At 40.3% G+C, this 23,006-nt stretch carries 18 protein-coding genes and 7 tRNA genes; 2 read left to right on the top strand and 23 right to left on the bottom strand.

All coding sequences use genetic code 11. The annotated features are described in order from the left end of the window. Positions 1 to 28: 28 nt before the first annotated feature. Positions 29 to 100 (bottom strand) — tRNA-Gln (locus I4V44_RS08490). Positions 101 to 562: 462 nt separating this feature from the next. Here I4V44_RS08490 and I4V44_RS08485 point away from each other — a divergent pair. After that, a complete protein-coding gene (locus I4V44_RS08485) occupies positions 563 to 2,026 on the top strand; it encodes a nicotinate phosphoribosyltransferase (protein WP_008707819.1) in 1,464 nt (487 codons plus the stop codon). A gap of 95 nt (positions 2,027 to 2,121) precedes the next feature. On the opposite strand, the gene I4V44_RS08480 is transcribed toward I4V44_RS08485, so the two are convergent. The 7 genes from I4V44_RS08480 to I4V44_RS08450 all read right to left on the bottom strand — a co-directional run bounded on the left by I4V44_RS08480 (position 2,122) and on the right by I4V44_RS08450 (position 12,383). Beyond that, positions 2,122 to 3,324 carry a metallophosphoesterase gene (locus I4V44_RS08480; protein ID WP_008707821.1) on the bottom strand — a complete coding sequence of 401 codons (1,203 nt, stop codon included), beginning with the start codon at positions 3,322 to 3,324 and terminating at the stop codon, positions 2,122 to 2,124. 298 nt (positions 3,325 to 3,622) lie between these two features. Beyond that, a complete protein-coding gene (spoVT, locus tag I4V44_RS08475; protein ID WP_008707822.1) occupies positions 3,623 to 4,171 on the bottom strand; it encodes a stage V sporulation protein T in 549 nt (182 codons plus the stop codon). Positions 4,172 to 4,327: 156 nt separating this feature from the next. Next, positions 4,328 to 7,663 carry a DEAD/DEAH box helicase gene (locus tag I4V44_RS08470; RefSeq protein WP_196002596.1) on the bottom strand — a complete coding sequence of 1,112 codons (3,336 nt, stop codon included), beginning with the start codon at positions 7,661 to 7,663 and terminating at the stop codon, positions 4,328 to 4,330. Between the two features lie 140 nt (positions 7,664 to 7,803). After that, a complete protein-coding gene (locus I4V44_RS08465; protein WP_196002595.1) occupies positions 7,804 to 9,828 on the bottom strand; it encodes a beta-galactosidase in 2,025 nt (674 codons plus the stop codon). 502 nt (positions 9,829 to 10,330) lie between these two features. Next, on the bottom strand, positions 10,331 to 11,338 hold the full coding sequence (locus tag I4V44_RS08460; RefSeq protein WP_196002594.1) for a LacI family DNA-binding transcriptional regulator: 1,008 nt from the start codon (positions 11,336 to 11,338) through the stop codon (positions 10,331 to 10,333). 80 nt (positions 11,339 to 11,418) lie between these two features. Next, positions 11,419 to 11,604 (bottom strand): hypothetical protein, encoded by a 186-nt coding sequence (locus I4V44_RS08455; RefSeq protein ID WP_196002593.1) that lies wholly within the window; start codon positions 11,602 to 11,604, stop codon positions 11,419 to 11,421. After that, on the bottom strand, positions 11,595 to 12,383 hold the full coding sequence (locus tag I4V44_RS08450; protein WP_196002592.1) for a ParA family protein: 789 nt from the start codon (positions 12,381 to 12,383) through the stop codon (positions 11,595 to 11,597). Before I4V44_RS08450 ends, I4V44_RS08455 begins: the two co-directional genes overlap by 10 nt. A gap of 249 nt (positions 12,384 to 12,632) precedes the next feature. Here I4V44_RS08450 and trhA point away from each other — a divergent pair, with 249 nt between their 5' ends. Continuing rightward, entirely contained in the window at positions 12,633 to 13,295 is a 663-nt protein-coding gene (gene trhA, locus I4V44_RS08445) for a PAQR family membrane homeostasis protein TrhA (protein ID WP_020993331.1), read from the top strand. Between the two features lie 120 nt (positions 13,296 to 13,415). On the opposite strand, the gene I4V44_RS08440 is transcribed toward trhA, so the two are convergent. From I4V44_RS08440 to I4V44_RS08375, 15 genes are all read right to left on the bottom strand, one after another. Continuing rightward, entirely contained in the window at positions 13,416 to 14,387 is a 972-nt protein-coding gene (locus I4V44_RS08440; protein WP_243100089.1) for an N-acetylmuramoyl-L-alanine amidase family protein, read from the bottom strand. Between the two features lie 28 nt (positions 14,388 to 14,415). After that, entirely contained in the window at positions 14,416 to 14,658 is a 243-nt protein-coding gene (locus tag I4V44_RS08435) for a GIY-YIG nuclease family protein (protein WP_196002609.1), read from the bottom strand. A gap of 285 nt (positions 14,659 to 14,943) precedes the next feature. Continuing rightward, positions 14,944 to 16,383 carry a glycoside hydrolase family 32 protein gene (locus I4V44_RS08430; RefSeq protein WP_025580987.1) on the bottom strand — a complete coding sequence of 480 codons (1,440 nt, stop codon included), beginning with the start codon at positions 16,381 to 16,383 and terminating at the stop codon, positions 14,944 to 14,946. Beyond that, positions 16,380 to 18,284: a PTS beta-glucoside transporter subunit IIBCA gene (locus I4V44_RS08425; protein ID WP_025580988.1), complete on the bottom strand. Its 1,905-nt coding sequence runs from the start codon at positions 18,282 to 18,284 to the stop codon at positions 16,380 to 16,382. The genes I4V44_RS08430 and I4V44_RS08425 overlap by 4 nt, the downstream gene beginning before the upstream one ends. A gap of 433 nt (positions 18,285 to 18,717) precedes the next feature. After that, a complete protein-coding gene (locus tag I4V44_RS08420) occupies positions 18,718 to 19,710 on the bottom strand; it encodes a LacI family DNA-binding transcriptional regulator (RefSeq protein WP_196002591.1) in 993 nt (330 codons plus the stop codon). Positions 19,711 to 19,758: 48 nt separating this feature from the next. Next, positions 19,759 to 19,863 carry a DUF6783 domain-containing protein gene (locus tag I4V44_RS18535; protein WP_368187745.1) on the bottom strand — a complete coding sequence of 35 codons (105 nt, stop codon included), beginning with the start codon at positions 19,861 to 19,863 and terminating at the stop codon, positions 19,759 to 19,761. A gap of 157 nt (positions 19,864 to 20,020) precedes the next feature. Further along, positions 20,021 to 20,914: a M23 family metallopeptidase gene (locus I4V44_RS08415; RefSeq protein WP_020993335.1), complete on the bottom strand. Its 894-nt coding sequence runs from the start codon at positions 20,912 to 20,914 to the stop codon at positions 20,021 to 20,023. 61 nt (positions 20,915 to 20,975) lie between these two features. After that, complete coding sequence (locus I4V44_RS08410; RefSeq protein WP_196002590.1) at positions 20,976 to 21,809, bottom strand: SpoIID/LytB domain-containing protein; 834 nt, start codon at positions 21,807 to 21,809, stop codon at positions 20,976 to 20,978. Positions 21,810 to 22,012: 203 nt separating this feature from the next. Continuing rightward, on the bottom strand, positions 22,013 to 22,258 hold the full coding sequence (locus tag I4V44_RS08405; RefSeq protein ID WP_020993336.1) for a hypothetical protein: 246 nt from the start codon (positions 22,256 to 22,258) through the stop codon (positions 22,013 to 22,015). Between the two features lie 221 nt (positions 22,259 to 22,479). Continuing rightward, positions 22,480 to 22,552: transfer RNA gene (locus tag I4V44_RS08400), tRNA-Lys, on the bottom strand. A 30-nt stretch (positions 22,553 to 22,582) separates the two neighbouring features. Further along, positions 22,583 to 22,655: transfer RNA gene (locus I4V44_RS08395), tRNA-Phe, on the bottom strand. A 4-nt stretch (positions 22,656 to 22,659) separates the two neighbouring features. After that, positions 22,660 to 22,733, bottom strand: a tRNA-Met gene (locus I4V44_RS08390). 21 nt (positions 22,734 to 22,754) lie between these two features. Further along, positions 22,755 to 22,827 (bottom strand) — tRNA-Thr (locus I4V44_RS08385). A gap of 17 nt (positions 22,828 to 22,844) precedes the next feature. Then, a tRNA-Tyr gene (locus tag I4V44_RS08380) sits at positions 22,845 to 22,926 on the bottom strand. 5 nt (positions 22,927 to 22,931) lie between these two features. Further along, a tRNA-Val gene (locus I4V44_RS08375) sits at positions 22,932 to 23,004 on the bottom strand. Positions 23,005 to 23,006: the final 2 nt, after the last annotated feature.

The following is a 23,006-nucleotide window of genomic DNA, read 5'->3' as shown; positions in this document are numbered from 1 at the left end:
GCACCTCATACCGAGGTGCCTTATGTAGCAGGGCTACAAGGATTCGAACCTTGAACTGACGGAGTCAGAGTCCGTTGCCTTACCGTTTGGCGATAGCCCTTTATGTTTTGTTTTCGCTACTTCGTTCGCGACAATTGGTATTATATAATAGTCTTTCAAAAAATGCAACCCCTTTTTTGAAATTTTTTTATTTTTTTTTATTTTTCTTCAAAAACATGAAAATACCGCCTATTTCCCGGAGTTTTTTTATGTACTCCGGGAAAAATTATGCTATAATCAATAAAAACTTATTGCTGCTTCTGATATACTCTTTCTTAAATATAACAATTCTCGTAACTGGTGTGCCGACAGGTTGACGCAAGATTGTTTCAAGAATCAACTTGTCGGCACACTAGAAACTTGCTATAGAGATCAAAGCAGCAGGAAATCTTAATAATAATTTCTCCAGACTATATATTATGATACTGAGGTCAAAAGCTATTCAGCCATGGCCTGATATCTGTAAATTGCGATAAACAGTTACACCCGAGATATTATTATGAACCCAAAAGGAGAGCTATATATGAGAGCTAATAATCTTACTCTGCTCACAGACCTTTATGAACTTACTATGATGCAGGGCTATTTTAAGAACCCAACAAACCAGACTGTTATCTTCGATATGTTTTACCGTACCAATCCATGCGGAGGTGCATTTGCCATCACTGCCGGACTGGAACAGATGATTGAATATATTGAGAATCTTAAATTCACAGATGAAGATATCAAATATCTCAGAAGCCTGAATATTTTTGAAGAGGACTTCCTTGAATATTTAAGCAACTTCCGTTTCACAGGTGATATCTATGCAATTCCTGAGGGAACAGTTGTCTTCCCAAGAGAACCGCTTGTCAAAGTTGTAGCACCTATCATGGAAGCTCAGCTTGTAGAGACAGCAATCCTGAATATCATCAATCACCAGAGCCTCATTGCTACCAAAGCAGCCCGCGTTTGCTATGCTGCAAAGGGTGATGCGATCATGGAATTTGGTCTGCGTCGTGCCCAGGGACCGGATGCAGGTATCTTTGGCGCACGTGCCGCAATCATCGGTGGATGTGCTGGTACTTCCTGTGTTCTCACAGGCAAAATGTTCGACGTACCGATCCTTGGAACTCACGCACACAGCTGGATCATGAGCTTCCCGGATGAATATACCGCATTCAAAACCTATGCCAAACTTTATCCGAATGCCTGCACCTTACTGGTAGATACCTATGATGTCCTGAAATCCGGTGTTCCAAATGCAATCCGTGTATTTGAGGAAATGCGCGAAGAAGGTATTCCGCTTACCAGATACGGTATCCGTATCGACAGTGGTGATCTTGCCTACCTTTCCAAAGAAGCATATAAGATGCTTGCTGCTGCCGGATTTGACGATGCAGTTATTTCCGCTTCCAGCGATCTGGACGAATATCTCATTGAGAGCCTGAAGGCTCAGGATGCCAAGATTAATTCCTGGGGTGTCGGAACACGACTGATCACTGCCAACGATAATCCTGCATTCGGCGGTGTATACAAACTTGCTGCTGTCAAAGATGCAGACAGTACCGAATTTACACCTAAGATCAAGCTTTCCGAAAACACAGAGAAAGTAACCAACCCTGGAAATAAAACCGTATATCGTCTCTATAATAAGAAAACCGGAAAAATCAGGGCAGATCTTATCTGCCTTGCTGATGAAAAGCTTGATGCAGACCAGAACATGGTTCTCTTTGATCCAATCGATACCTGGAAAAAGACAAAAGTTCTCGGCGGAACCTATGAAGTACGCGAACTTCTCGTTCCTGTCATCAGAGAAGGTAAACGAGTCTATGAATCTCCATCTGTTATGGAGCTTCGCGAATACTGCCAGAAAGAGCAGAATACTCTCTGGGATGAATCCAGACGTTTCGTAAATCCTCAGAAAGTATATGTAGACCTTTCTCAGAAACTCTGGGATCTGAAAAAAGACCTTCTGGAAGAAATAAGTGAGAAAGCTCTCGACTGAGCATAAACTCAGATTAAGAGTAACAAAACAGACAAGTCCCCGGCTCCAACCGCAAAAATCAACAGGCAGTTGAAGCCGGGGACTTACTTTTTGATTCAGTTAAAACATATGCTGACATCACAGATTTCGCTTTTAGTCCCAACTCTCATATTTGGTCCAAAAAGCCCTACACCGGATGTAACGATATTATGCATATTTCCTTTCTTCAGATAACCACAGGGATTTTCCCAGAAGAATCTGATCACAATATTTCCCGGAAATACCTGTCCGTCATGGGTATGTCCGCAGAGATCTACGTCCACACCTGTATCCGCCAGTTCCTGAAGTTCTCTCGGCTCATGATCGATAACCAACACTGGCAGTGACACATCCATACCCTCTGTGATTTCCTGCGGAGTCTTTCGTTTACCAATCCCCCGTCCGGGACGCTCATAATCTGGTCTGCCATACAGATAAAAGGAATCATCGATGAGCACATATTCATCTCTCAGAAGCGTAATCCCCGCTTTCTCCAGAAACTCATCCATCTCCGGGGTACTCTCTTTCTTTTCCTTACTGCCAAAGGTAAATCCTGCCAGGATCTTTTCCTGAATATCGTGGTTTCCGTAACATGCATACACACCATACTTTGAGCGGATCCCTCTCAATATCTCTGCCAGTTTTTCCGGATCATCCAGTGCCTCATATTCATTGTCAAAAATATCTCCTGCCACTACCACCAGATCCGGATTCTGCTTATTGATCTTCTCTGTCATCTGCTCCATCTGCTTGCATCCAATATTATATCCCAGATGAAGATCTGCGACCAGAACCACATTTAACTCCTTCATATTTCCTGCCTTTTTATCAACAGAAATATTGTACTTCGTTGTATGTATATTTCCGGCACTGAGCACTCCGTAAATACTGACTGTTGAAATGATCACCGCACAGACAGCTCCCACAACAGCAGTTCCCATATTACTGAAAAGCAATTCTCTCCCCGGAAAGGCAAAATTTTTAAGAGGATATTTCAGTAACAGTCTCAATCCATCCGCGATTCCCAGAGTCATAAGTGTATACATCAAAACACCGAGCCAGTAATTACTCAGAAGCTTCATAAATCTCCTGAATCCTGATGCAGGTGCCATAAATGCGATCAGTATACTAAACACTACAAATAAATATACAAGTCCAATCCCCCTGCACACCCACACATTCTGAAAAACCGTATGCAATACCTGAAACCAGTGCAGGCTGCGAAGCAGGATATATACACACACCAACAGATAAAACGGTGCCAGATATATTGCAGCCATATAATATGTCTCCTTTCCAACTCTCATTGCCATAACAATTTTATTACTATAACAATTCCAGAAAATCATAACTGCTTCTTATTATACAAAAAAGAATCCTCAGCCGCTAGTGTGCCGACAAGTTGATTCTTGAAACAATCTTGTAGGATAAATTTTCTTATTTCAAGGCGGAGGAAGGAGGCGTAGCGGTGGCTACGGCGACCGACGACAACGCGGAAATAAGAAATTTAGACGCAAGATTGTTCGAGAAATCAACTTGTCGGTACACTACCCTAAGCTGCTGAAGATTCTATTAATTTTACTGTTCCATCTGTCTTCCCAGAAATCCGCTTGCCGTTCTGATGAGCATCTTCTCTGATTCACCCATCACATCCCTTTCATTCTTTCCCAGTAAAAGCACAGATCCTATTGTATCTCCTGCACTGATAATAGGCTGCATGATCTGGGAATACAAAGGTTCTCTCTGTTCCTCAGTCACAGGTATCCTGCTTCTGTCATTTCCGTTGGCAAACACAGAGCTTCTCTCCGTAATTGCATCTTCCAGAGCTTTGCTGATAGGTTTTCCCACATATTCCCTGCTTCCCTGTCCCGCAGCAGCCACCACCTGATCGTGATCTGTGATACACGCTACCATCCCGCTTGACTGTGCCAACGCCTCTGCATATTCCTTTGCAAAAACATTCAGTTCTCCGATAGGGGAATACTTTTTCAGAATAATCTCCCCCTCCCGGTCAGTAAAAATCTCCAGTGGTGTCCCCTCTTTTATCCGCAGCGTTTTTCTGATCTCCTTAGGAATGACCACACGCCCCAGATCATCTATGCGCCGAACAATTCCTGTCGCTTTCATGCACTTTTCTTCCTCCTGTTTTTCCTTTTATCGAAGTTTACTGTCTTTGTACCCTTCGGTTTCCATATCATGTGTTGTATGGTTATTATGTGGAAAAACAGGGAGAATATACATTTCTGTATTTACAAAAAATGCCATTTAACTGCAATCAAGCGGTTATTTCCCGGAAAGTAATTCCATCAGTTCCTCTTTTGTGAAGCTGCCTCCGTTAAGCCCTTCGCCCTCCAGGATCTGATCTGCCAGTTCACGTTTCTTTTCCTGCAGTTTCAAAATATTTTCTTCAATCGTATCCTTCACGATCAGCTTGTATACATTCACTACATTCTTCTGACCAATTCTGTGTGCTCTGTCCGTTGCCTGATTCTGCACTGCCAAATTCCACCATGGATCAAAATGGATTACAATATCTGCTGCCGTCAGATTCAGACCGGTTCCTCCTGCCTTCAGAGAAATACAGAATACCTGTGTGTCATCTGTGTTAAAGTTCTCTACCATCTGTGCACGCTTCTCCTTACTTGTAGAACCAGTCAGCATATAGTAACTAATCTTCTCCTCTTCAAGGCGCTTCGCAAGATGGTCAAGCATTGTCGTAAACTGCGAAAACAACAGAATCTTATGTCCGCTCTCCACTGCATTACTGATCATATTCAGGCACATATCCACTTTTGCAGAATCAGCTTTATAATCTGCAAAAATAAGAGACGGATCACAACAGATTTGGCGCAATTTTGTCAGCTCTGCCAGAATTGTAATCTTTGAGGTCTTAAATTCTTCTTCGGACTGCTTATCCAGCATCAGCATCATCCGTTTCACATGTGCATCATAAAGCTTCTGCTGCTCTCCTGTTAGCTGTACAAACATATTCTCTTCCAGCTTATCCGGCAGATCTGTAAGCACTTCCTTCTTCAATCTTCGGAGTACAAACGGCCGGAGCATTTTCTGCAGACGTTTCATTGCATCTTCATCTGAATTCTGAACTGCCGGAATTTCAACTTCTTCCCTGAACTTCTTATAACTGTAAAGGAAACCGGGCATCAGATAATCAAATATACTCCACAATTCACTCAGGCGGTTTTCCACCGGAGTTCCTGTAAGAGCCAGCCTGAAGTCTGCCTGAACCTCTTTTACTGCTTTCGCAGCCTGAGTATTTGCATTCTTGATATACTGAGCTTCATCAATAATCTCACATCTGAACTTATATCCTTCATATTCGCTGATATCCCTTTTCAGCAAATCATAGGAAGTCAGGAGAATATCCTCAGAATCTGCTTCTGCCAGGATCTGTCTTCTCTCTGCTGCAGCCCCGGTCACCATCTTCGCTGTAAGCTCCGGTGCAAAACGTTGAATTTCACTGCTCCAGTTATACACCAATGATGCAGGGGCTACAATTAATGTATTTCTTTGCAGCTTTCCAGTTTCTTTTACTGCTATATTTTCAATAACAGTATTCCTTCTTTCCAGAAATTCCGACAGTAGAAATGCAATCACCTGCAGCGTTTTTCCAAGTCCCATATCATCCGCAAGTATTCCGCCGAATCCATTATAATTCAATGTCTTAATCCACAGAAATCCCCGTTTCTGATACTCCCGCAGAACTTTATCCAGGCTCTCCGGCACCTCGAAATCATTATCCTCAATGGTCTTCATATTTCTTACCAGTGACTTAAAAGATTTATCCTTCACTACCGAAACAACCGGATTCTCTTTCAATTGTGCATCCAGATACAACGCGCGGTACTTCTGCACTTCAATCTTATCCTGCTTTATCTGCTTATCCGTCAGCTGAAGTCCTGCCCTGAGTTCTTCAACTGTATCCAGCCCTGAATCTGCTGCATTTACAAAAGCTCCGTTTTTCAGACGATAGAACTTTTTCTTCTTATTATATCTGGAAAGAATGTCAATCAGTTCTTCCCTCGAAATATCCCCGGCTGTCATACTCAGTTCCAGCAGATTTCCGCTCAGGGAAACACCTACTGTAACCTTTGGCGAATTCCGGACTTCAATCCGTTTTAGCGCATCAGAAATAAATACTTCCCCCACTGACTGCAGTGCCGGAATTCCTTCTGTCAGAAATTCATATTCCATCTCTTCATCATCTGCAATTACCGCACACTGTTCAACTGGATTAAAAGCATTCGAATATTTATGGATCACATTTCTGACAACTGTTTCTCTATTCATATCCCTTGCTACAATATCGTCCGTTGTATATAAAGAAAATTCCCTGTCTCCATACTTAACAGTCGCCTTACATGTAACCATATTTTCCTGCGGTGCATCCAGATAAAATCGAAACTCCGGTTTAACCATTCCATAATTTTCCGGATGAAATTCAACCATTCTGCATTTAAAAAACTTCTGGATTACCGGTAAAAGTTCCTGACAGAATGCCGGTACATCTTTATTTTCTATAAACGCTTTCTCACCGGGGATCAAAGACAAACTGTCCAGAAAATCCTTAACAGGTAAAAGCTCTTCTACATTCTCAATATAAATCTTTTTATCATAAAAGCAAATTTTATACTGTTCCGTATTTGCTGCACACGTAAATTTGCTTACCTTCAGTTCAATTCCCTGCTTTGCACCTGTTATGGTCATTTTTCTCGGAAGATGTTCTCTGGTTATTTCCCAGGTTGTGTTTCTGGTTCCTATAGATTCTCCCTGCAATGTCTTTCCTTCCATCAAAAGCAAAAATTCTGCCAGTTCATTTCCTGACAGCTCCAGATGCCTTACCTTTTCCAGAGTTCCCATATAGTATCCATAATAGGAAGAGGATCTGTGAAATTGTCTGTTGTTGTCTGCCCATTTACAGATAAATTTCGCAAGCGGTCTGGATTCCTCGGCAAAGGATTCTATTGTATGGACAAACTGAAGATTTTTCCCATATTTATAATCATCCTGATTTGCTATATGAAGATCAAAGGAAAATGCATCCTTCAGTACGTACATTTTATTAATTCCTATTTTAAATTCTACTGTAAATGTTCTTCCGTCAAAATTAAAATATGGTTCCAGCCTTACTTTTCCATAAGTGCTTCCCTGAATCAGTGGAAGAGACTTCGCAACTGCCTGCTTCTGCAATAATGAAGCCAATTCCGGCGTGGTATGCATCTGCACTCCTTTTCTGATCGTATGGGTCAGACCACCTTTTACAATTTTTTCTACAGATTGTCCGTAATCATAACTATCCATATCATTTTCATAATCATTATATTGCAGAAGAACCGCTACACAATGTTTACAAAGTCCACCATATTCTGCATATGCCCGACATTCACAATAGCAGGTATCAACTTCATCATTCTCTGTATCGATTGATACATCTACTTCATAGATATTTCTTCCACTGCCTTTTACAGATGCAACAATTTCATCAAACGCACCCATATTTTTTACATCCATATCCAAAACTTTTCCTGTTGCATAAAGTTCTGCACCTTTACTGTATGATGAAGAATTTGCCATATATCTGATCTGAGTTTTTGAAATCATATTTCTATACCTTTCCTGATACAATTAAAAACTTTTTGTATCATTTTCCCGGTTAAACCTGAATAAAAAAGAACCCCTTCACCAGGCAGTCTCAATCTCTGCTTAAAGTGAAGGGATTTCCTCATCCATCGTTATTTATTTTACACGATAACCTTCGCAACTGCAAGACCATAAACTTTAAGTTTATCGCTGCCATTGCCATAAATCCAGCTGATCTGGCCTTCCGGTACAGGAATATTTACAGCCTCTGTTCCGAAATTCTGATAAATATAATATTTCTCATTTTCATTCTCTCTCACTGTGATCTCCAGTGCATCCGGGATTTCTTCTTTGATTCCGCAGGAAACGCCGCTGTCTTTGAGCACTTTTTCAAGGAAGTCTCCATAGAATTCTTTATCAGCATCTGCTGCCACATACCATGCCTTACCTTTGCCGTATTCATTCACTGTCAGGCAGGAATAGCCTTCATAGAAATCACTTCCGTAGGTCATTAAAGTACGTGCTCCGCGAAGCTCCACAAGGTCGCACAGATATTTACATGTATAAGTCTTATCCAGTCCAAGTTCATTGCCAGCCACAGGAACAAAAGAATTTTCTTCCCAGTCATAAAGGCCGTCAATTTCTGTGCTTCTGATTCCCAGTACATCCATCAGTCCATGTGGTGTTCCTTCCAGATAGCACCGGTCTGTGTCATCTGCAATTCCGGACCAGTAACTTGTGATCAGTGTACCGCCGTTTTCCACAAACGCACGAACCTTTTTGGCAAAACCTTCCTTGAACATATAAACCATTGGAAGAGCCAGTACTTTATATTTATCCAGTTCACAGGTCATATCGATTACATCCACATTGACGCCCTGCTTACGGAAACCTCTGTAGAATTTCAGCATTGCTTCCAGATAATGAAGCCCTTTATTTCTGGGTCCCTGGCTGTCCTCCATTGCCCACTGGCTGTCCCAGTCATAAAGCATGGCAACCGAGCTGTTCACAGTTGTTCCTGCCAGTTCTTTTAACTCTTTCAGAACTTCTCCAACTCTAGAAACTTCTTTAAACACTCTTGTATCATTTCCACCGTAATGATCGATCACTGCTCCGTGGAACTTCTCAGAAGCACCTCTGCTCTGGCGAATCTGGAAATAGAGAGCACCTTCTCCGCCATGTGCAATTGCCTGCATGGACTGTGCAAAAAGCATTCCCGGTTTCTTTAACTTGCTCACACTCTGCCAGTTTGTAGAAGTCGGGCAGGATTCCATCTGGAAGAACGGCTTTCCTTTCAGAGAACGCATCAGATCATGGCACATACCATTGTCATAAGCTGTATCGATCACTGCTTCTTTATGCCATGTCGGATAAGTATCCCAGGAAACCACATCAATCTCTTTTGCAATCTTAAAATAATCTAAACCACCAAAATAATGCATCAGATTAGCAGTAGTCGGAAGTGTGCTTCCTCCCTCTCTCAATGCTGCAATCTCATGATGAATGAAATCCGCTGTCTGATGAGTAACAAATCGTTTCCAGTCCAGATTCAGTGCATGAAGCTGTGTCTCACCAATCTTAGACGGACTCTCGATCTGGTCAAAGCTGTTATAAGTATGACTCCAGAAAGTGGTGCACCACTTATCATTCAGATTTTCAATAGTCTGATATTTCTCTTTCAGCCAGTTACGAAATGCTTTCTGGCACAGCGGACAATGACATTCTCCGCCATACTCATTGGAAATATGCCACAGGATCACACCCGGATGTGTGGCAACCTCCTGTGCCAGCTTTTTGTTAATAATATGTACCTTCTCTCTGTAAACAGGAGAAGTATAACAATGATTATGTCTGAATCCAAATAACGCTCTGTGGCGTGTTTCATCTACACGAAGTACCTCCGGATACTTGTCTGCCATCCATTTGGGTCTTGCACCTGACGGTGTAGCCAGGATTGTAGAAATACCTCTTTTATAAAGTTTATCAATGATCTCCTGCAGCCATCCAAAATGAAATACACCTTCTTCCGGCTCCAGTGTGGACCAGGAAAAAATCCCAAGGCTTACTACATTACAGCCAGACTCCTCCAGCATATCAATATCTTTTTCCAGAATATCCGGTCTCTTTAACCACTGTTCCGGGTTGTAATCACCGCCATGGAGCAGCTTATCCGTTCTAAAGTCCATACCTGTTCTCCTTTTAATTCTCTATTCTCAGTCGTTTTCTTTTTCATTACCATATTTAATACTCTATCCGATTTCAAAACACTCTCTTCTCGCTGCGTATTACTTTTCTCAGTCAAAGCAGACGGGATTTGATTTCATTCTTCTTACAGGATATAGTTTGCAATTACTCCAAGCTTGCGCAACCGTTTGTTCATATTTTTAGTATATTCCTTTATATTTATAAAGTCAATTAGCCATTATTATCTAATTTCGAATCTCTTTTTTGTCATATCGCACAATTCATGACTGATTTTTCCATTTTCCAAACACACACACGAACCACACTTGCAGGATTCCTCTGCCTGTGACAAGTCACTTCAGCGACATAATTCCTCTCTGCTGCAGTGCGATCCTGCCCGGAAGCTTTTTTATGTTACAGAAACATTATGAAGTAATTTCCCATGATACAAAAAAATCCTCTGATTATTGATTCTCCAATAATTACAAAGGATTTTTCATTTTTCTACTGTGTTGACTCACGCAGCATCACCTGATAATTCAGTGTCAACGTATCCTCCAAAGGCTTCTCCCCGAGGATGTTCAGTAATTTCGCACATGCCATCTTTCCCAGTCTTACCGTATCAAAACGTATGCTGGTAATCGGTGGATTATTATATTCCAGATTTTTACTGTCATACATACTGGCTATTTTTATTTCTTCAGGAACCGATATTTTCTTTTCCCTCAGACTGCTCAGACACATGCTACAGATTACATCATCCATACAGACAATACCATCCGCACCTTCTTCAAGCAATCTCTTCACAGCATCAGATACTGCTGCCTGATTATCCGTATCCATGAAAATCAGATTTTCGTTAACAGAAACTCCCATTTCCTCATGTGCTTCCAGAAAACCCTGATATCTGCTTCCGGTAACATTGTAGGACTGATTTCCACCCAGAAGTGCCAGATTCCGAAAGCCTTTCATCAACATAATACTTGTCAGTTCTTTTCCTGCTTCCCGATTCTTGTTATCTACAAATGGAACTTCCGGATCTGAGGACGGGCCGATCAATATATATGGTTCTTTACAGTTCTTCAGATATTTCTGTACCTTGGAACTTACCACTGCTCTGCTTACAATGATCCCATCGACTTTTCGATTTGCCTCCAGTCTCTGTATCTGCGATACATCTGCTCCATCAATCATAGAAATAATAATATCATAATCATAGGAGGAGGCCACCTCACAGATTCCATTCATACAGTCTTTAAAAAAAAGAAACTCTGTGGCAACATAATCCTTCGGCATCAGCAGTGCAATATTATAAGTTTTACGCTGTGCCAGTCCCTTTGCCACAACATTTGGTCTGTAATCATGTTCTTTTATAAATGCCTGCACTCTTTCTCTGGTAGCCTGACTGATTCTTCCCTTTCCTGAGATAGCCCGTGATACCGTAGTCTTACTTACCCCAAGCTCCCGGGCAATATCTTCTATTGTATATATCTTCTTTTCTTCTGTTTCCATAAAATACCCCACCATTTTTGCGCAATCGCTTGTTCATTTTCTATAACATAGCAAAATAATCAAGCACTTACAAGTAAATTTTAAAGAAGATATACAGGCAGTTCCTCATTAATCTGAACAGAACCTTTTACTGTTTTTTTCTTTTCTTCCGCAACAGATATTGTTTTCGATTTCTCTGCATCTTTTGCGGATACAACAGGCTTCTTTACGTTTTTTCCTGCACCTGCATTTGCTGCACGCCGAATACTCTCCCTGCCTACTGACATAATTCCATGACCTCCTCTGCCAATCTCGTATATTCCCTGGCACTTCTGCTTGATTTTTTATATTCCACAACCGGAATACTGTTATCCTGTGACCATTCTACAGAGCTGTCCACTCTGATGATCTGCTCAAATACATGAATATCCTCAAGTTCATGCAGGGTTTCCATTGTCTGTTTATAATAATTCTTTCTTGTATCTACTTTTGTCACTGCAATTCCAGCAACTTCCAGTTCCGGAGTAATCTGCTTTACTTCATTAAGAAATTCAAACATATTCGCAAGTCCGAACATTCCCCATGGACTTGCCTCAACAGGTATAATTACCCGGTCTGATGCACAAAGGATATTCATCACCCAACCACCCAGCGTAGGAGGTGCATCAATCAAAATATAGTCATAATTTCCTGCATCCTTTATCTTCTGAATGCATTTTCGCAGGATAAATTCTCTCTGCCATTTTGTAAAAAGTTCATATTCTATAGAACTCATCAATGTAGACGATGGTATCAGATCCAGATTTTCGTAGGGAGTATGTACCACATAACCGCTGAGCTCTTCCTGTTTTCCGATTGCGCAATACAGATTCTTCTCTCCTTTCGCCTGCTCCAGCACCCAGTTCTCCGGAAAAAAAGCAAGAGAAAGATTTAACTGCATATCTCCATCGATCAGAAGAACCTTTTTCCCTGCCTGAGCCATCGCCGCTCCAAGGTTTGAACAGGTTGTGGTTTTTCCACTTCCACCCTTATTATTTGTAAAACATATCGTTATGGTTTTTCCCATGGAACTGTCTCCTTTACCACTTACTTTACTTGTATTATAGGAGATTTATCATATAGATTCAACTGTTTTCCTCATCTTCGCAACCCTGTAACTCATTTGCATTGCCGGACAAACATTTCTTTGATTCCCAAAATAAGCCCTTGATTTTTTGTTTTTTTGTGTTATAGTATTTATATACTTGATATGTAGTTTTTAAAACTATGTTATATTGTTTTCATTGTATTTATCTGAATGAATGGAGGCGTTTTTATGAAATTTAAATTAAAAGATCCCGGAAGTGCGATCACTCATGGTATTGCCCTTCTTCTCGCTGCAGTCGGAGCAGTTCCTCTTATTATCAAGGCAGCGCGTTCTTATGATGTGCTCCATATTGTTGCTTTAAGTATTTTTATCCTTACCATGGTTCTGCTCTATGCAGCCAGTACCATTTATCATTCTGTAGATTCTACAGAGAAGGTCAATCGACGGCTGCGAAAAATGGATCACATGATGATTTTTGTGATGATCGCCGGAAGCTATACTCCTGTATGCCTGATCGTCCTTCATAACCGCATTGGATATATTCTGTGCGCGCTGGTATGGAGTATTGCAGTCCTCGGCATTATCTTAAAGGGCTGTTGGATTACCTGTCCCAAATGGTTGTCCTCTGTACTGTATATCGCCATGGGCTGGCTGTGTGTACTGGCATTTGTTCCAATCTTCCATGCACTCCCACGTGCAGGATTTGACTGGCTTCTTGCAGGCGGAATCATTTATACCATCGGTGGTGTAATCTATGCATTAAAAGTTCCGCTTTTTAATTCCAGACATAAGAATTTTGGTTCCCATGAGATCTTTCACATCTTCGTTATGCTTGGAAGTGCCTGCCATTTCATTGTCATGTACTTTTTTGTTGCTCCACTACCTGTATAACCGCCAATTTGCCAATAAACAAAACAAGGGGTTGCAGCACCGGATTTTTTCCGGTGCTACAACCCCTTAACAATACAATTTTCTCTGCTGCAGCATAATCCCTGCAGGAAAGCTTTTATATTACACAGCTACTCTTCTTTCCGGATACAATCCATAGGATCCATATCCCACACCAAAATATCCATAATAGCTCTTCGCCTCTGCGAACAGCGGATCATATACTCTGCCTCCGATTTCAGCCCAGCAATGACCGCTTCCGTCAGTTGCCGTTGTATCTACGCAGACATAAACATTCTTATATCCAAGAGCCTTTGCAAGATAGGCAAACGAACAGGCATCTGAGAAACAGTCCCCGCCTTTTCCGCTCAGTATCAGATAATCGTTTGCATATAACGCAGGCCATGCAGTCTGATTATAAAATATTCTTCTGGTATCGTAATAATGCTGATACATTACCCATCTGAAACAGGTTTCAAATTTCTCACTTTTTGACATACTCGGTTTTGTGATCTTGCTGACAACATCCTTTGCTCTCTGCAAAGTCTCATACTCATACGCTTTGGTGGAATTCATTTTCTTTCCATTTGGATAATAAATCGTCTTTCCTTTTTTCCAGGCTTCCAGAATTCCCTTTTCTGTACAATAATAAATTGTATTTCCAACTTTAACTGTTTTCGTTCTCAGAACACCCTTGTCACTGAAATAGTAATATTTTCCGCTGATTTTCTTAACGCCACTGTAACGTATTCCATTGGAACCAAAATAATATTTCTTGTTATTGTATTTGATCCATCCGGTTTTCATAAATCCTTTTGGACTGAAATAATAAACTTCACCATGGATTTTACGCATTCCTGTAAGATACTGTCCATCTTTAAAATATTTCTTATTTTTTGTTCCATACTCATACCAGCCATTTTTCACCTCCGGTATGGGTGTTGGTGCAGGTGTCTCGATTGGTGTTACATCCGGAGCCGGTGTTTCAATCGGGATCGGTGTTACAGTAACATCCGGTACTTCTGCTGCCATGGCCGGAACACTGCCCATCACACATACTGCGCATACTGCAAGCCATTTTGTCATCTTTTTCATTTTCTCTTATCCTCCTTATCTGACGGGTTCAGAAGCTCAGCAACTCCTGTTTTTTATTTCTGGTAAATTGTTTAATCTCATATTCACGTCTCATCGCTTCTTCTTTTGTTGAAAATCCCTCATAATATACAAGTGTAACCGGTCTTTTGGTCCTTGTATATTTCGCGCCGTTCTTTCCCTCGTTGTGTGCTTTCATACGTTTTTGCAGACAGTTTGTCCACCCTGTATAAAGAGTCCCATCTGCACATTTAACAATGTAAGTATAATTCATCATAATCACCCGACAATCATATATTATAATCAAGCAACTGTCTTATTGTCTGGAATTGCATTATTTGAAATTTTTTATAATTTATGTAAAGGACAACTGCTATCTTTTGCGGTCGTCCCTGTTTCTATAATAAACAGTCGGTTTAAAACACGTATATCATCCGGACACATATTCTTTCTGACAGCCAGATCTCTCAGCACCAGAAATACCAATATGTCAAAAAAGCAGGCAGGGAAACCGACTGCGGATTTTCTTTCCCACCTGCTTTATTATACGTTTATTTTCTTATTTTGTGAATATCATTTTTCGAAGATTCCAGAGATTTCCCCTGAATTTTCCGCCTTTTACCTTTAGCTGCAGATCTTCACGATCCGGATAATATCTGGTTGAGAATACAATCTCTCCATCATTCAGATAAAGTTCCACTGCAGAAGTATCTGCAAGAATCCGGATATTGTTCAGTTCACTGACTTTCGCTTTCCGCTTATTTCTTCCTGCACCCGCAATTTCAGAAAATCCAATCTCCGCAATTTCATTTTCATATTTAAAGAGCATTTGTCCGCCCATACTGATCTGAAAACTTCTGTCTGTCACTGCAATATCTTCAATTAACAGATCAAAACCTTCATTTACTTCTACACGAACCTCAACAATTGATTTTTCATCATCAAGAATTGTTTTCTCTTTTCGGAGTCTCTCCAGTTCTTTTGCCGGATACTGGAATATTTTTCCATCCTTTACCCTCAGTTCCCGCGGTACGGTAAGACAATGCTGCCAGCCTTCATCAATGGTTTTATTGGTATATTCCTCCTCTGCATCCGGCATTCCCATCCACCCTATCAGAAGTCGCCTTCCGCTGTTATCTGTAAAGGTCTGTGGAGCATAAAAGTCAAATCCCATATCCCACTCACGAAAGTCTCTTTCATCTACAGAGCCATCCTCTTTTACCGGAAAATAGCCTGACTGATAGATATTCTGAAAACGAAATTCTTCCCTCTTCAAGCCCTGTGGTGATACAGACAGAAATTTCTTCCCGTCCAGTTCGAAATAGTCCGGGCATTCCCACATATAACCAAAAGCTTCCGGTGTGGTTATTATATGTTTAAATTTCCATTCTTTCAGATTTTCTGATTCATAAACCAGAACTGCACCTTTATCTCCCTTAAGACGTCCGCCAAGAACCATAAAATACCTGTCGTTTTCTTTCCAGACTTTCGGGTCTCTGATATGACAGGTAAACTCTTCCGGATATTTTTCAAAAGAAATTATCTCTTCTTTATCTCCGAAATGAATTCCGTCCTCACTTTCTACATGAAGCGTACTGGTCTCACGTCCTTCATTAATATAATCATAATCACCGTCAATCTTTACATTCCCGGTGAAAAACAAATGAAGTTTTTCACTCTCTGCCAATGCAGATCCGGAATAGACACCATGACAGTCATAAGGAGAATCCGGATAAAGAGCTGTCCCTTCGTATTTCCAGTCTACCAGATCTTCGCTTGTATAATGTCCCCAGAATTTCAGTCCGCCTTCCACATCAAAGGGAGCGTATTGAAAAAACACATGATATCTGCCTTTATACCAACATAGTCCATTCGGATCATTGAGCCATCCGACCGGCGGCATCAGATGATGTCCAAGCCGGAATCTTCCTTCTGTCAGATCTGCGTTCTTTTCAATTACTTTTATATTTCTTTCAAGAACTTTAGTTAGCGTACTCATTTCACAATCTCCAATACTTTATCTGATGGTGTTACCGAATCTTCCGACAGAATTTTCACATCTTTATAATCATCCGAATTCGTTACAATAAGAGGAGTCGTCACATCGTATCCTGCTGCCTTAACTTTCTCCATATCAAAGGAAACCAGAAGCTGGCCTTTCTTTACGTGATCTCCATTCTTTACATGAGATGTAAAATATTTTCCATTCAATTCCACTGTATTGATCCCGATATGGATCAGAAGCTCCATACCACTTTCTGTACTTAAACCAACTGCATGCTTTGTATCAAAAACAGTCTCAACCACAGCATCACATGGAGCAACAACTTCACCCTTCGATGGAATTACGGCAATTCCTTTTCCAAGTACTTCCGAAGCAAATGTAGCGTCATTTACCTGGGAAAGCAAAATCGCAGTTCCTTCTGATACACTATAAAGCACAGAATCATCTGCATTGCTTTTTTCTGTTGTTGATTTATCTCCCACAGCTTCAACACTTTCTGTCTTTTCAGAAACATTAGTGTCCTTATATCCAAACAACCAGGTAAGTACAAAGGCAGCACCAAATGCAATCACAAACATAAGAATATAAGAAACCGGATTATTCAGACAAAGAAGAATTCCAAAGATACCGGTTACGCCAGTTCCCGTAGCCCCCAGTCCTGTAACAGATGCAAACAGTGCACCAAATGCACCACCAATACATCCCATCACAAATGGTTTTCCAAAGCGAAGGTTAACACCAAAAATCGCAGGTTCAGTAATTCCCATACAGGCACTTAATGCAGACGGAACTGCCATTGATTTAATCTTCTGATCCTTTGTCTTAAGTGCTACTGCAAGAGTGGCTCCACCCTGTGCAATATTCGCTGCAGAAGCAAGAGGCAGCCAGTAAGTAACTCCAAATTTAGACAACTGTCCAAGATCAATGATCGTGTACATATGGTGAACACCGGCAACCACCGTCGGTGCATAAAACGCACCCATAATAAAACTTCCGATACCAAATGGCAATGCGATCAGCCACTGAATCCCATTCAGAAGTCCGTTCTCAACAGTAACAAAGATAGGTCCGATAATGGATAATGTCAGATATCCTGTTACAAAGACACTTACAAGCGGAGTAACAAACAGATCAAACATTGCCGGCACTACTTTGTGAAGTCTCTTCTCAATCTGAGCCAGTACCCATACTGCAATGATAACCGGAATTACATGCCCCTGATATCCGACCATATCAATAGAGTAAAGTCCAAACCATACTTTCTGAGTTGCTTTAACACCTTCTGTGGCAACTGTCCATGCATTCTGGAGATTCGGATGAATCATAATCATACCGATAACTGCACCCAGATACGGGTTTGCACCAAACACTTTAGCACCGCTGTATGCGATGAGGATTGGCAGGAACGTATATGCCGTATTACTGAAAAGCTGTGCAAATGTATAAATAGAACCGCTGGTATCAATATTCAAAAATCCATTGTTTACCATGAAGTTCAGTGCTTCCATAATTCCCATCAGGAAACCGCTTGCAACAATTGCAGGAATAATCGGCACAAAAATATCTCCAAGTGTCTTGATCAGTCTCTGCACCGGATTTGCCCTGGAAGCCGCAACTTTTTTCAGCTCTTCTTTACTGCTCTCAGAAACTCCTGCAATCCGGATGAACTCATCATATACTTTATTAACTACACCTGTTCCCAGAATGATCTGCATCTGTCCCTGCGCAAAGAAAACACCTTTTACGCCTTCAATGTTCTCAACATATTCCTTATCAGCCTTTGAATTATCACTGATAACCAGGCGAAGACGTGTGGCACAATGAGCTGCGGAAATAATATTTTCTTTTTTACCGATATGGTCATATATCTCCTGTGCTGTTTTTCTGTAATCCATAATATCCTCCTTTTATGGAATCGTTCTCATATAAATGTACACTTTGAGATTCTCACATATTCAACAAATTTCACTTGTTAATCTTATAAAAATACCTTTTAACCTTAATATCATCTTATACCATTCCAAATTTACTCTGATATCTGATTATAACTCAGCAGATGTCTTGCACTCTCACGATATTTCTTATCTGATCACCAATATGTATTTCCTATGGATTGTATGTACTTTTATGGAATCGTTCTCATGTATGCTATTATATCTGGGCGTTTTTTATTTGTAAATATGTAACATATCACAAATATTATATCCATTTTTTATATATTATTTCCAAAACACTCCCTTTAATATATGTAAATTAATATATGTAAATCCAATTATCCGGAAAAAAAGAACTCTGATGATTGCCTCAGAGTTCCTCTTTCATGTTCAGTCATATATTTCGGTGAGACTCTCTGAGTACCACCTTACATCCCATTTTTATTTCTTTATGTACAGATGATGTTTCCTTAGATTCTATCAAATCTACCAGCACTTTTGCTGATTCCATTCCACTTGTCTTATAAAAAAAATGTACAGTAGTCAGCTTTGGTTCTATGATCTTTCCCAGAAAACTGTCTCCCATTCCGGCAATCTGAACCTGTTGAGGAATCTGATATCCGTTTTCCCTCAGCCAATTTGCCGCTCCAACTGCCATGGTATCTGTTGCACAGATCAATGTATCTACATCGGGATGCTCCGTAAAAAGTTCTTTCGCTTTCTCATATCCTGACTCTAATGTGAAATTTCCGCATTTTACACATCCACTTTCCAATGTGATCTGATTTTCTCCAAGAACCTTCTCCACACCTGATTTTCGCTGCCTGCCAACTGCCTCATCTTTATCCGTAACTGTAATATATCCAAACTTCTTTCCTGTCTTCACCATCTGTTCAGTAAGATTTACAGCAGCCTTATAATCGTCCTGAAAAATACATGGATAACCATCCAGCTGTTGTCCAAGTAAAACAATCGGAACTTTAAATCCCTTCATCATTTCCCTGTGCTGTTTTGTCAATATGGTGGCAATAAAAATAACACCATCGACCTGATTATCCCTGAACAGCGAAAGATATTTCAATTCTTCTTCAACACTGTTATTTGTATTTGCCAGTATCAGCTGATATCCTTTTTTGGTAAGTATGTCACTGATTCCGGCAACTTCCCGGCTGATCGTATTGGAATCTATCTTTGGCAGAATTACTCCGACCAGTTTTGTCTTCTTAGTACGCAGCCTCTGCGCCTGTGAAGAAGGCTGATATCCGGTTTCTTCAATAACTCTGCTGATATTTTTTTTCTTTTCCTCACTGACATAACCATTGTTCAGATACCTGGATACGGTAGCTCTGGAGACCCCTGCCAGTTTGGCAATCTCATTAATATTCATATAAAAAGCTCCTCTTTCATGCTGTCTGTATAATTTCCGAAAGTATTTTTATAACCAGCAGTATTTTATGATGCTAGAGCGTGTCTGAAAAATGCTTTCCGCAAGATGTATGTCACAATTTGTGGGAGATTTTGCCCCTAATCTGATATCCACGAATTGTTAACTGCTGAATCACTACATATTTTGTATTATACTACACATATCATTTCTGTTGCAAATATCAAAGTACTGTTTATACGTTACTGTCTTGGCCCTATACCAAATTAAGGGCTGCCGATCTACGGCAGCCCTGTTTTTTTCTTCTATTTCATTATGGAAGATATTCAATCGGATCTATTGGTTCTCCATCCTTTTTCATTGCAAAATAAAGATTGGTTCCTTCTGTGCTGTAATATTTTGTAGGCTGTGCAATATATCCTATCGTCGTTCCCTTTTTAATTGTATCTCCTTCTGACACTGTCAGATCTGTAAGCTGTCCATAAACAGCCTGATATCCATTTCCAAGTTCCATTGTCAGTGTAGTACCCGTCTGCGCATTCTGCTCTATAGAATAAACCTTGCCATTAACAGCAGCTACCACAGGTGCTCCCTCTACTGCACCGACAGCAATAGCCGGACTCAATTTATACTGATCAAGCGTCGGAAAATAAGTAGTCTGATCCATACTGTAATCAAGGAGAACATTTCCATTCACCGGCCACTCCATTAATGTATCTTCCGAAAAATTTACTGTCGCAAGATTCAGGGCCGATGCCGAAACATCTGTTGCTTCATCTGCCTGATCTTCTGATATCGTCTGGGATTTCATATTTGCATTTACTGATGATTCTTCTGCTTGCTGAGAATTTACAGCATTGTCAGTCTTATCCACATCGGCAGTATTATCTGATTCATTATTATCCACAGTATTCTGAGCTGTTTCCCCATACATTCCTTGTTTTTGGAATGTAACCTTTGTATCATCCAAATCTTCCCCGTCATCGGATATCCACTGATTTTCTGACTCCACATGATTCGTTCCTGCATCTTCACTCAATTGTTCTTCCGTATCCTGTGTACTTTCACCGACATTTTCTGTTTTTTCTTCAGGAGTTTTCTCTTTGACCGGGGAGGTACCTAACTGATAAACTGTAATTCCCAATGCTGCTACAGCGGCCAGTCCAACGGAATTGGCAATGATTCTTGTCACTTTGTTATTCATCATATTCCTTTCACCTCTGTTTTCATCTTCATATCTATAGGGTGTCCAGAATATTCGTATCTATTCAGCAATTTACAGATTTTATGTTCAGCACATCCATCTCAGGAAAATAATATTGTAAGATCTCTTTTGCATTCGCAGACTCCTTTGCCATCTCATTCCCTCCATATTGTGAAAATCCTAATCCATGACCTTTTCCTCTACATAAAAATCGTATTTCCTTTCCAGACTTCTGAATTGTAAAATTTGAGGACGTGAGTCCCATTCCTTTTCTGAATGCCTCGCCTTCCAACACTTTCCCGTCAGCCAGAATTTCTGTAACATAACCGGCACTGTCCCTGGATTTTATTTCAATTCTTTCCGGAAGGACATTTTTATTTATGTATACACTATTCAAATAATCTTTTGCATTTTTATCCACAAAACTGTGTACGGATCTGAGATACGAATCATCTTCGTTGTGGAAAACTTCCATTCCATCTCTTGTCTGTCCTGCACTTAATTCATGATAGGGAACTAACTTTAATTCTTTATTCCATACAATGACTTTTCCTTCTGTTTCTGTTACTGCTTTTTCGTACTTATTCTGTAAAATTACACAAGCCAGGGATTTCCCCTCCATCTCTTCCTTTATCTGACATAAAGTTATTGCCAGATTTTTCTCCTCTTTCATTGTCCGGTAAAAATTTGATCTTGCTATGATTGTTTGTGCTTTTATAGTCTCAAGTTCATATTTGTCTTCAATCTGCGATGAAACGATCACCGGCAGAAGCATTTCCACATTAAATTTTTTATTGATCAATGTAGTGTTGGCACCATTAAAAATAATTGTAACTATATAGGGAACAAAAAACAGAGCAAAGATTCCCGTTGTTCCAGGGAAAAAAGACTTTCTCATATCAGACCATCATTATAAACTTCTTCTTTTTAGTATATACATATATATTTATCTGTATGTATATTATTTATAACACTTCTGTTATATAGCAATTCTCGTAAATAATGCATATTGATCCTGCTCATCAGAACATAAAATCCTGCTGAACTGTCTCAAATTCATTAATTGAGAGGACTGCGATAGTTTCTGCATACGGGGCTTCATTACCCCGTATTAAAATATACAGCTCTATTTATTCTATTCTGGATTCGTGGTTCATTCCAGTAAATGATTTTATTTTTTCTGTTGTTCTTTTTATCATCCGGACGCAAAACAGTTCTGTCTTTTTTAGAATCTGTATCTTTTATGCAGATTCTTTTCTTGTCTTCAATGACTCCCATTACAAAGCAAATAAGAGCAGTCATGATTAACTGAAAATATTTTTTCAGATTCTTTAAAGGACTCTTCATAAAAACTCCTCCTGTTCTGCATTACATCTACTGACTTCAAACAGCCTGTCCACCGTTAAGACTGCGCACTTCCTACGGTTAATGGTATCAGGTACTAATAATATATGAAAAAGCATAAAACTTTAGAACTTTTTTATTTCTCTATAGTAATTCCATAAAATGATGTTAGGGTTAAAAAAACACAAAAAAACTTCTGTGATATTCTCACAGAAGTTTTAAAGTGAAGCATCGGGGATTCGAACCCCGGACAACTTGATTAAAAGTCAAGTGCTCTACCGACTGAGCTAATGCTCCATATTATTTAATTATCACTTTCAAAGTGAATGCCCAGAGCCGGAATCGAACCAGCGACACGAGGATTTTCAGTCCTCTGCTCTACCAACTGAGCTATCTGGGCAAAATAGCGGGGACAGGATTTGAACCTATGACCTTCGGGTTATGAGCCCGACGAGCTTCCAGACTGCTCCACCCCGCGATATTAATTTTTAAAATCAAAAGCCGATGATCGGACTCGAACCGATAACCTGCTGATTACAAATCAGCTGCTCTGCCAATTGAGCCACATCGGCTTAGCTGTTAAGCTAAGTGGATGGAGAAGGATTCGAACCTTCGAAAGCGTTGCTAACAGATTTACAGTCTGCCCCCTTTGGCCACTCGGGAATCCATCCAAGTATGGAACCTATAGGGCTCGAACCTATGACCCTCTGCTTGTAAGGCAGATGCTCTCCCAGCTGAGCTAAGATTCCAT

The sequence above is a fragment of the Blautia sp. 1001283B150304_161114_C9 genome (assembly GCF_015668165.1).
Taxonomy (GTDB): Bacteria; Bacillota; Clostridia; order Lachnospirales; family Lachnospiraceae; genus Blautia_A; species Blautia_A wexlerae.
Note: the sequence above shows the minus strand (reverse complement) of the source record. Positions and strands in the feature narration are given on the sequence as shown.

Excerpts from the sequence above, each read along its gene's own strand:
- I4V44_RS08485 (WP_008707819.1), top strand. The coding sequence starts at position 563 with ATGAGAGCTAATAATCTTACTCTGCTCACAGACCTTTATGAACTTACT.
- I4V44_RS08480 (WP_008707821.1), bottom strand. The coding sequence starts at position 3,324 with ATGGCTGCAATATATCTGGCACCGTTTTATCTGTTGGTGTGTGTATAT.
- spoVT (WP_008707822.1), bottom strand. The coding sequence starts at position 4,171 with ATGAAAGCGACAGGAATTGTTCGGCGCATAGATGATCTGGGGCGTGTG.
- I4V44_RS08470 (WP_196002596.1), bottom strand. The coding sequence starts at position 7,663 with ATGATTTCAAAAACTCAGATCAGATATATGGCAAATTCTTCATCATAC.
- I4V44_RS08465 (WP_196002595.1), bottom strand. The coding sequence starts at position 9,828 with ATGGACTTTAGAACGGATAAGCTGCTCCATGGCGGTGATTACAACCCG.
- I4V44_RS08460 (WP_196002594.1), bottom strand. The coding sequence starts at position 11,338 with ATGGAAACAGAAGAAAAGAAGATATATACAATAGAAGATATTGCCCGG.
- I4V44_RS08455 (WP_196002593.1), bottom strand. The coding sequence starts at position 11,604 with ATGTCAGTAGGCAGGGAGAGTATTCGGCGTGCAGCAAATGCAGGTGCA.
- I4V44_RS08450 (WP_196002592.1), bottom strand. The coding sequence starts at position 12,383 with ATGGGAAAAACCATAACGATATGTTTTACAAATAATAAGGGTGGAAGT.
- trhA (WP_020993331.1), top strand. The coding sequence starts at position 12,633 with ATGAAATTTAAATTAAAAGATCCCGGAAGTGCGATCACTCATGGTATT.
- I4V44_RS08440 (WP_243100089.1), bottom strand. The coding sequence starts at position 14,387 with ATGAAAAAGATGACAAAATGGCTTGCAGTATGCGCAGTATGTGTGATG.
- I4V44_RS08435 (WP_196002609.1), bottom strand. The coding sequence starts at position 14,658 with ATGAATTATACTTACATTGTTAAATGTGCAGATGGGACTCTTTATACA.
- I4V44_RS08430 (WP_025580987.1), bottom strand. The coding sequence starts at position 16,383 with ATGAGTACGCTAACTAAAGTTCTTGAAAGAAATATAAAAGTAATTGAA.
- I4V44_RS08425 (WP_025580988.1), bottom strand. The coding sequence starts at position 18,284 with ATGGATTACAGAAAAACAGCACAGGAGATATATGACCATATCGGTAAA.
- I4V44_RS08420 (WP_196002591.1), bottom strand. The coding sequence starts at position 19,710 with ATGAATATTAATGAGATTGCCAAACTGGCAGGGGTCTCCAGAGCTACC.
- I4V44_RS08415 (WP_020993335.1), bottom strand. The coding sequence starts at position 20,914 with ATGATGAATAACAAAGTGACAAGAATCATTGCCAATTCCGTTGGACTG.
- I4V44_RS08410 (WP_196002590.1), bottom strand. The coding sequence starts at position 21,809 with ATGAGAAAGTCTTTTTTCCCTGGAACAACGGGAATCTTTGCTCTGTTT.
- I4V44_RS08405 (WP_020993336.1), bottom strand. The coding sequence starts at position 22,258 with ATGAAGAGTCCTTTAAAGAATCTGAAAAAATATTTTCAGTTAATCATG.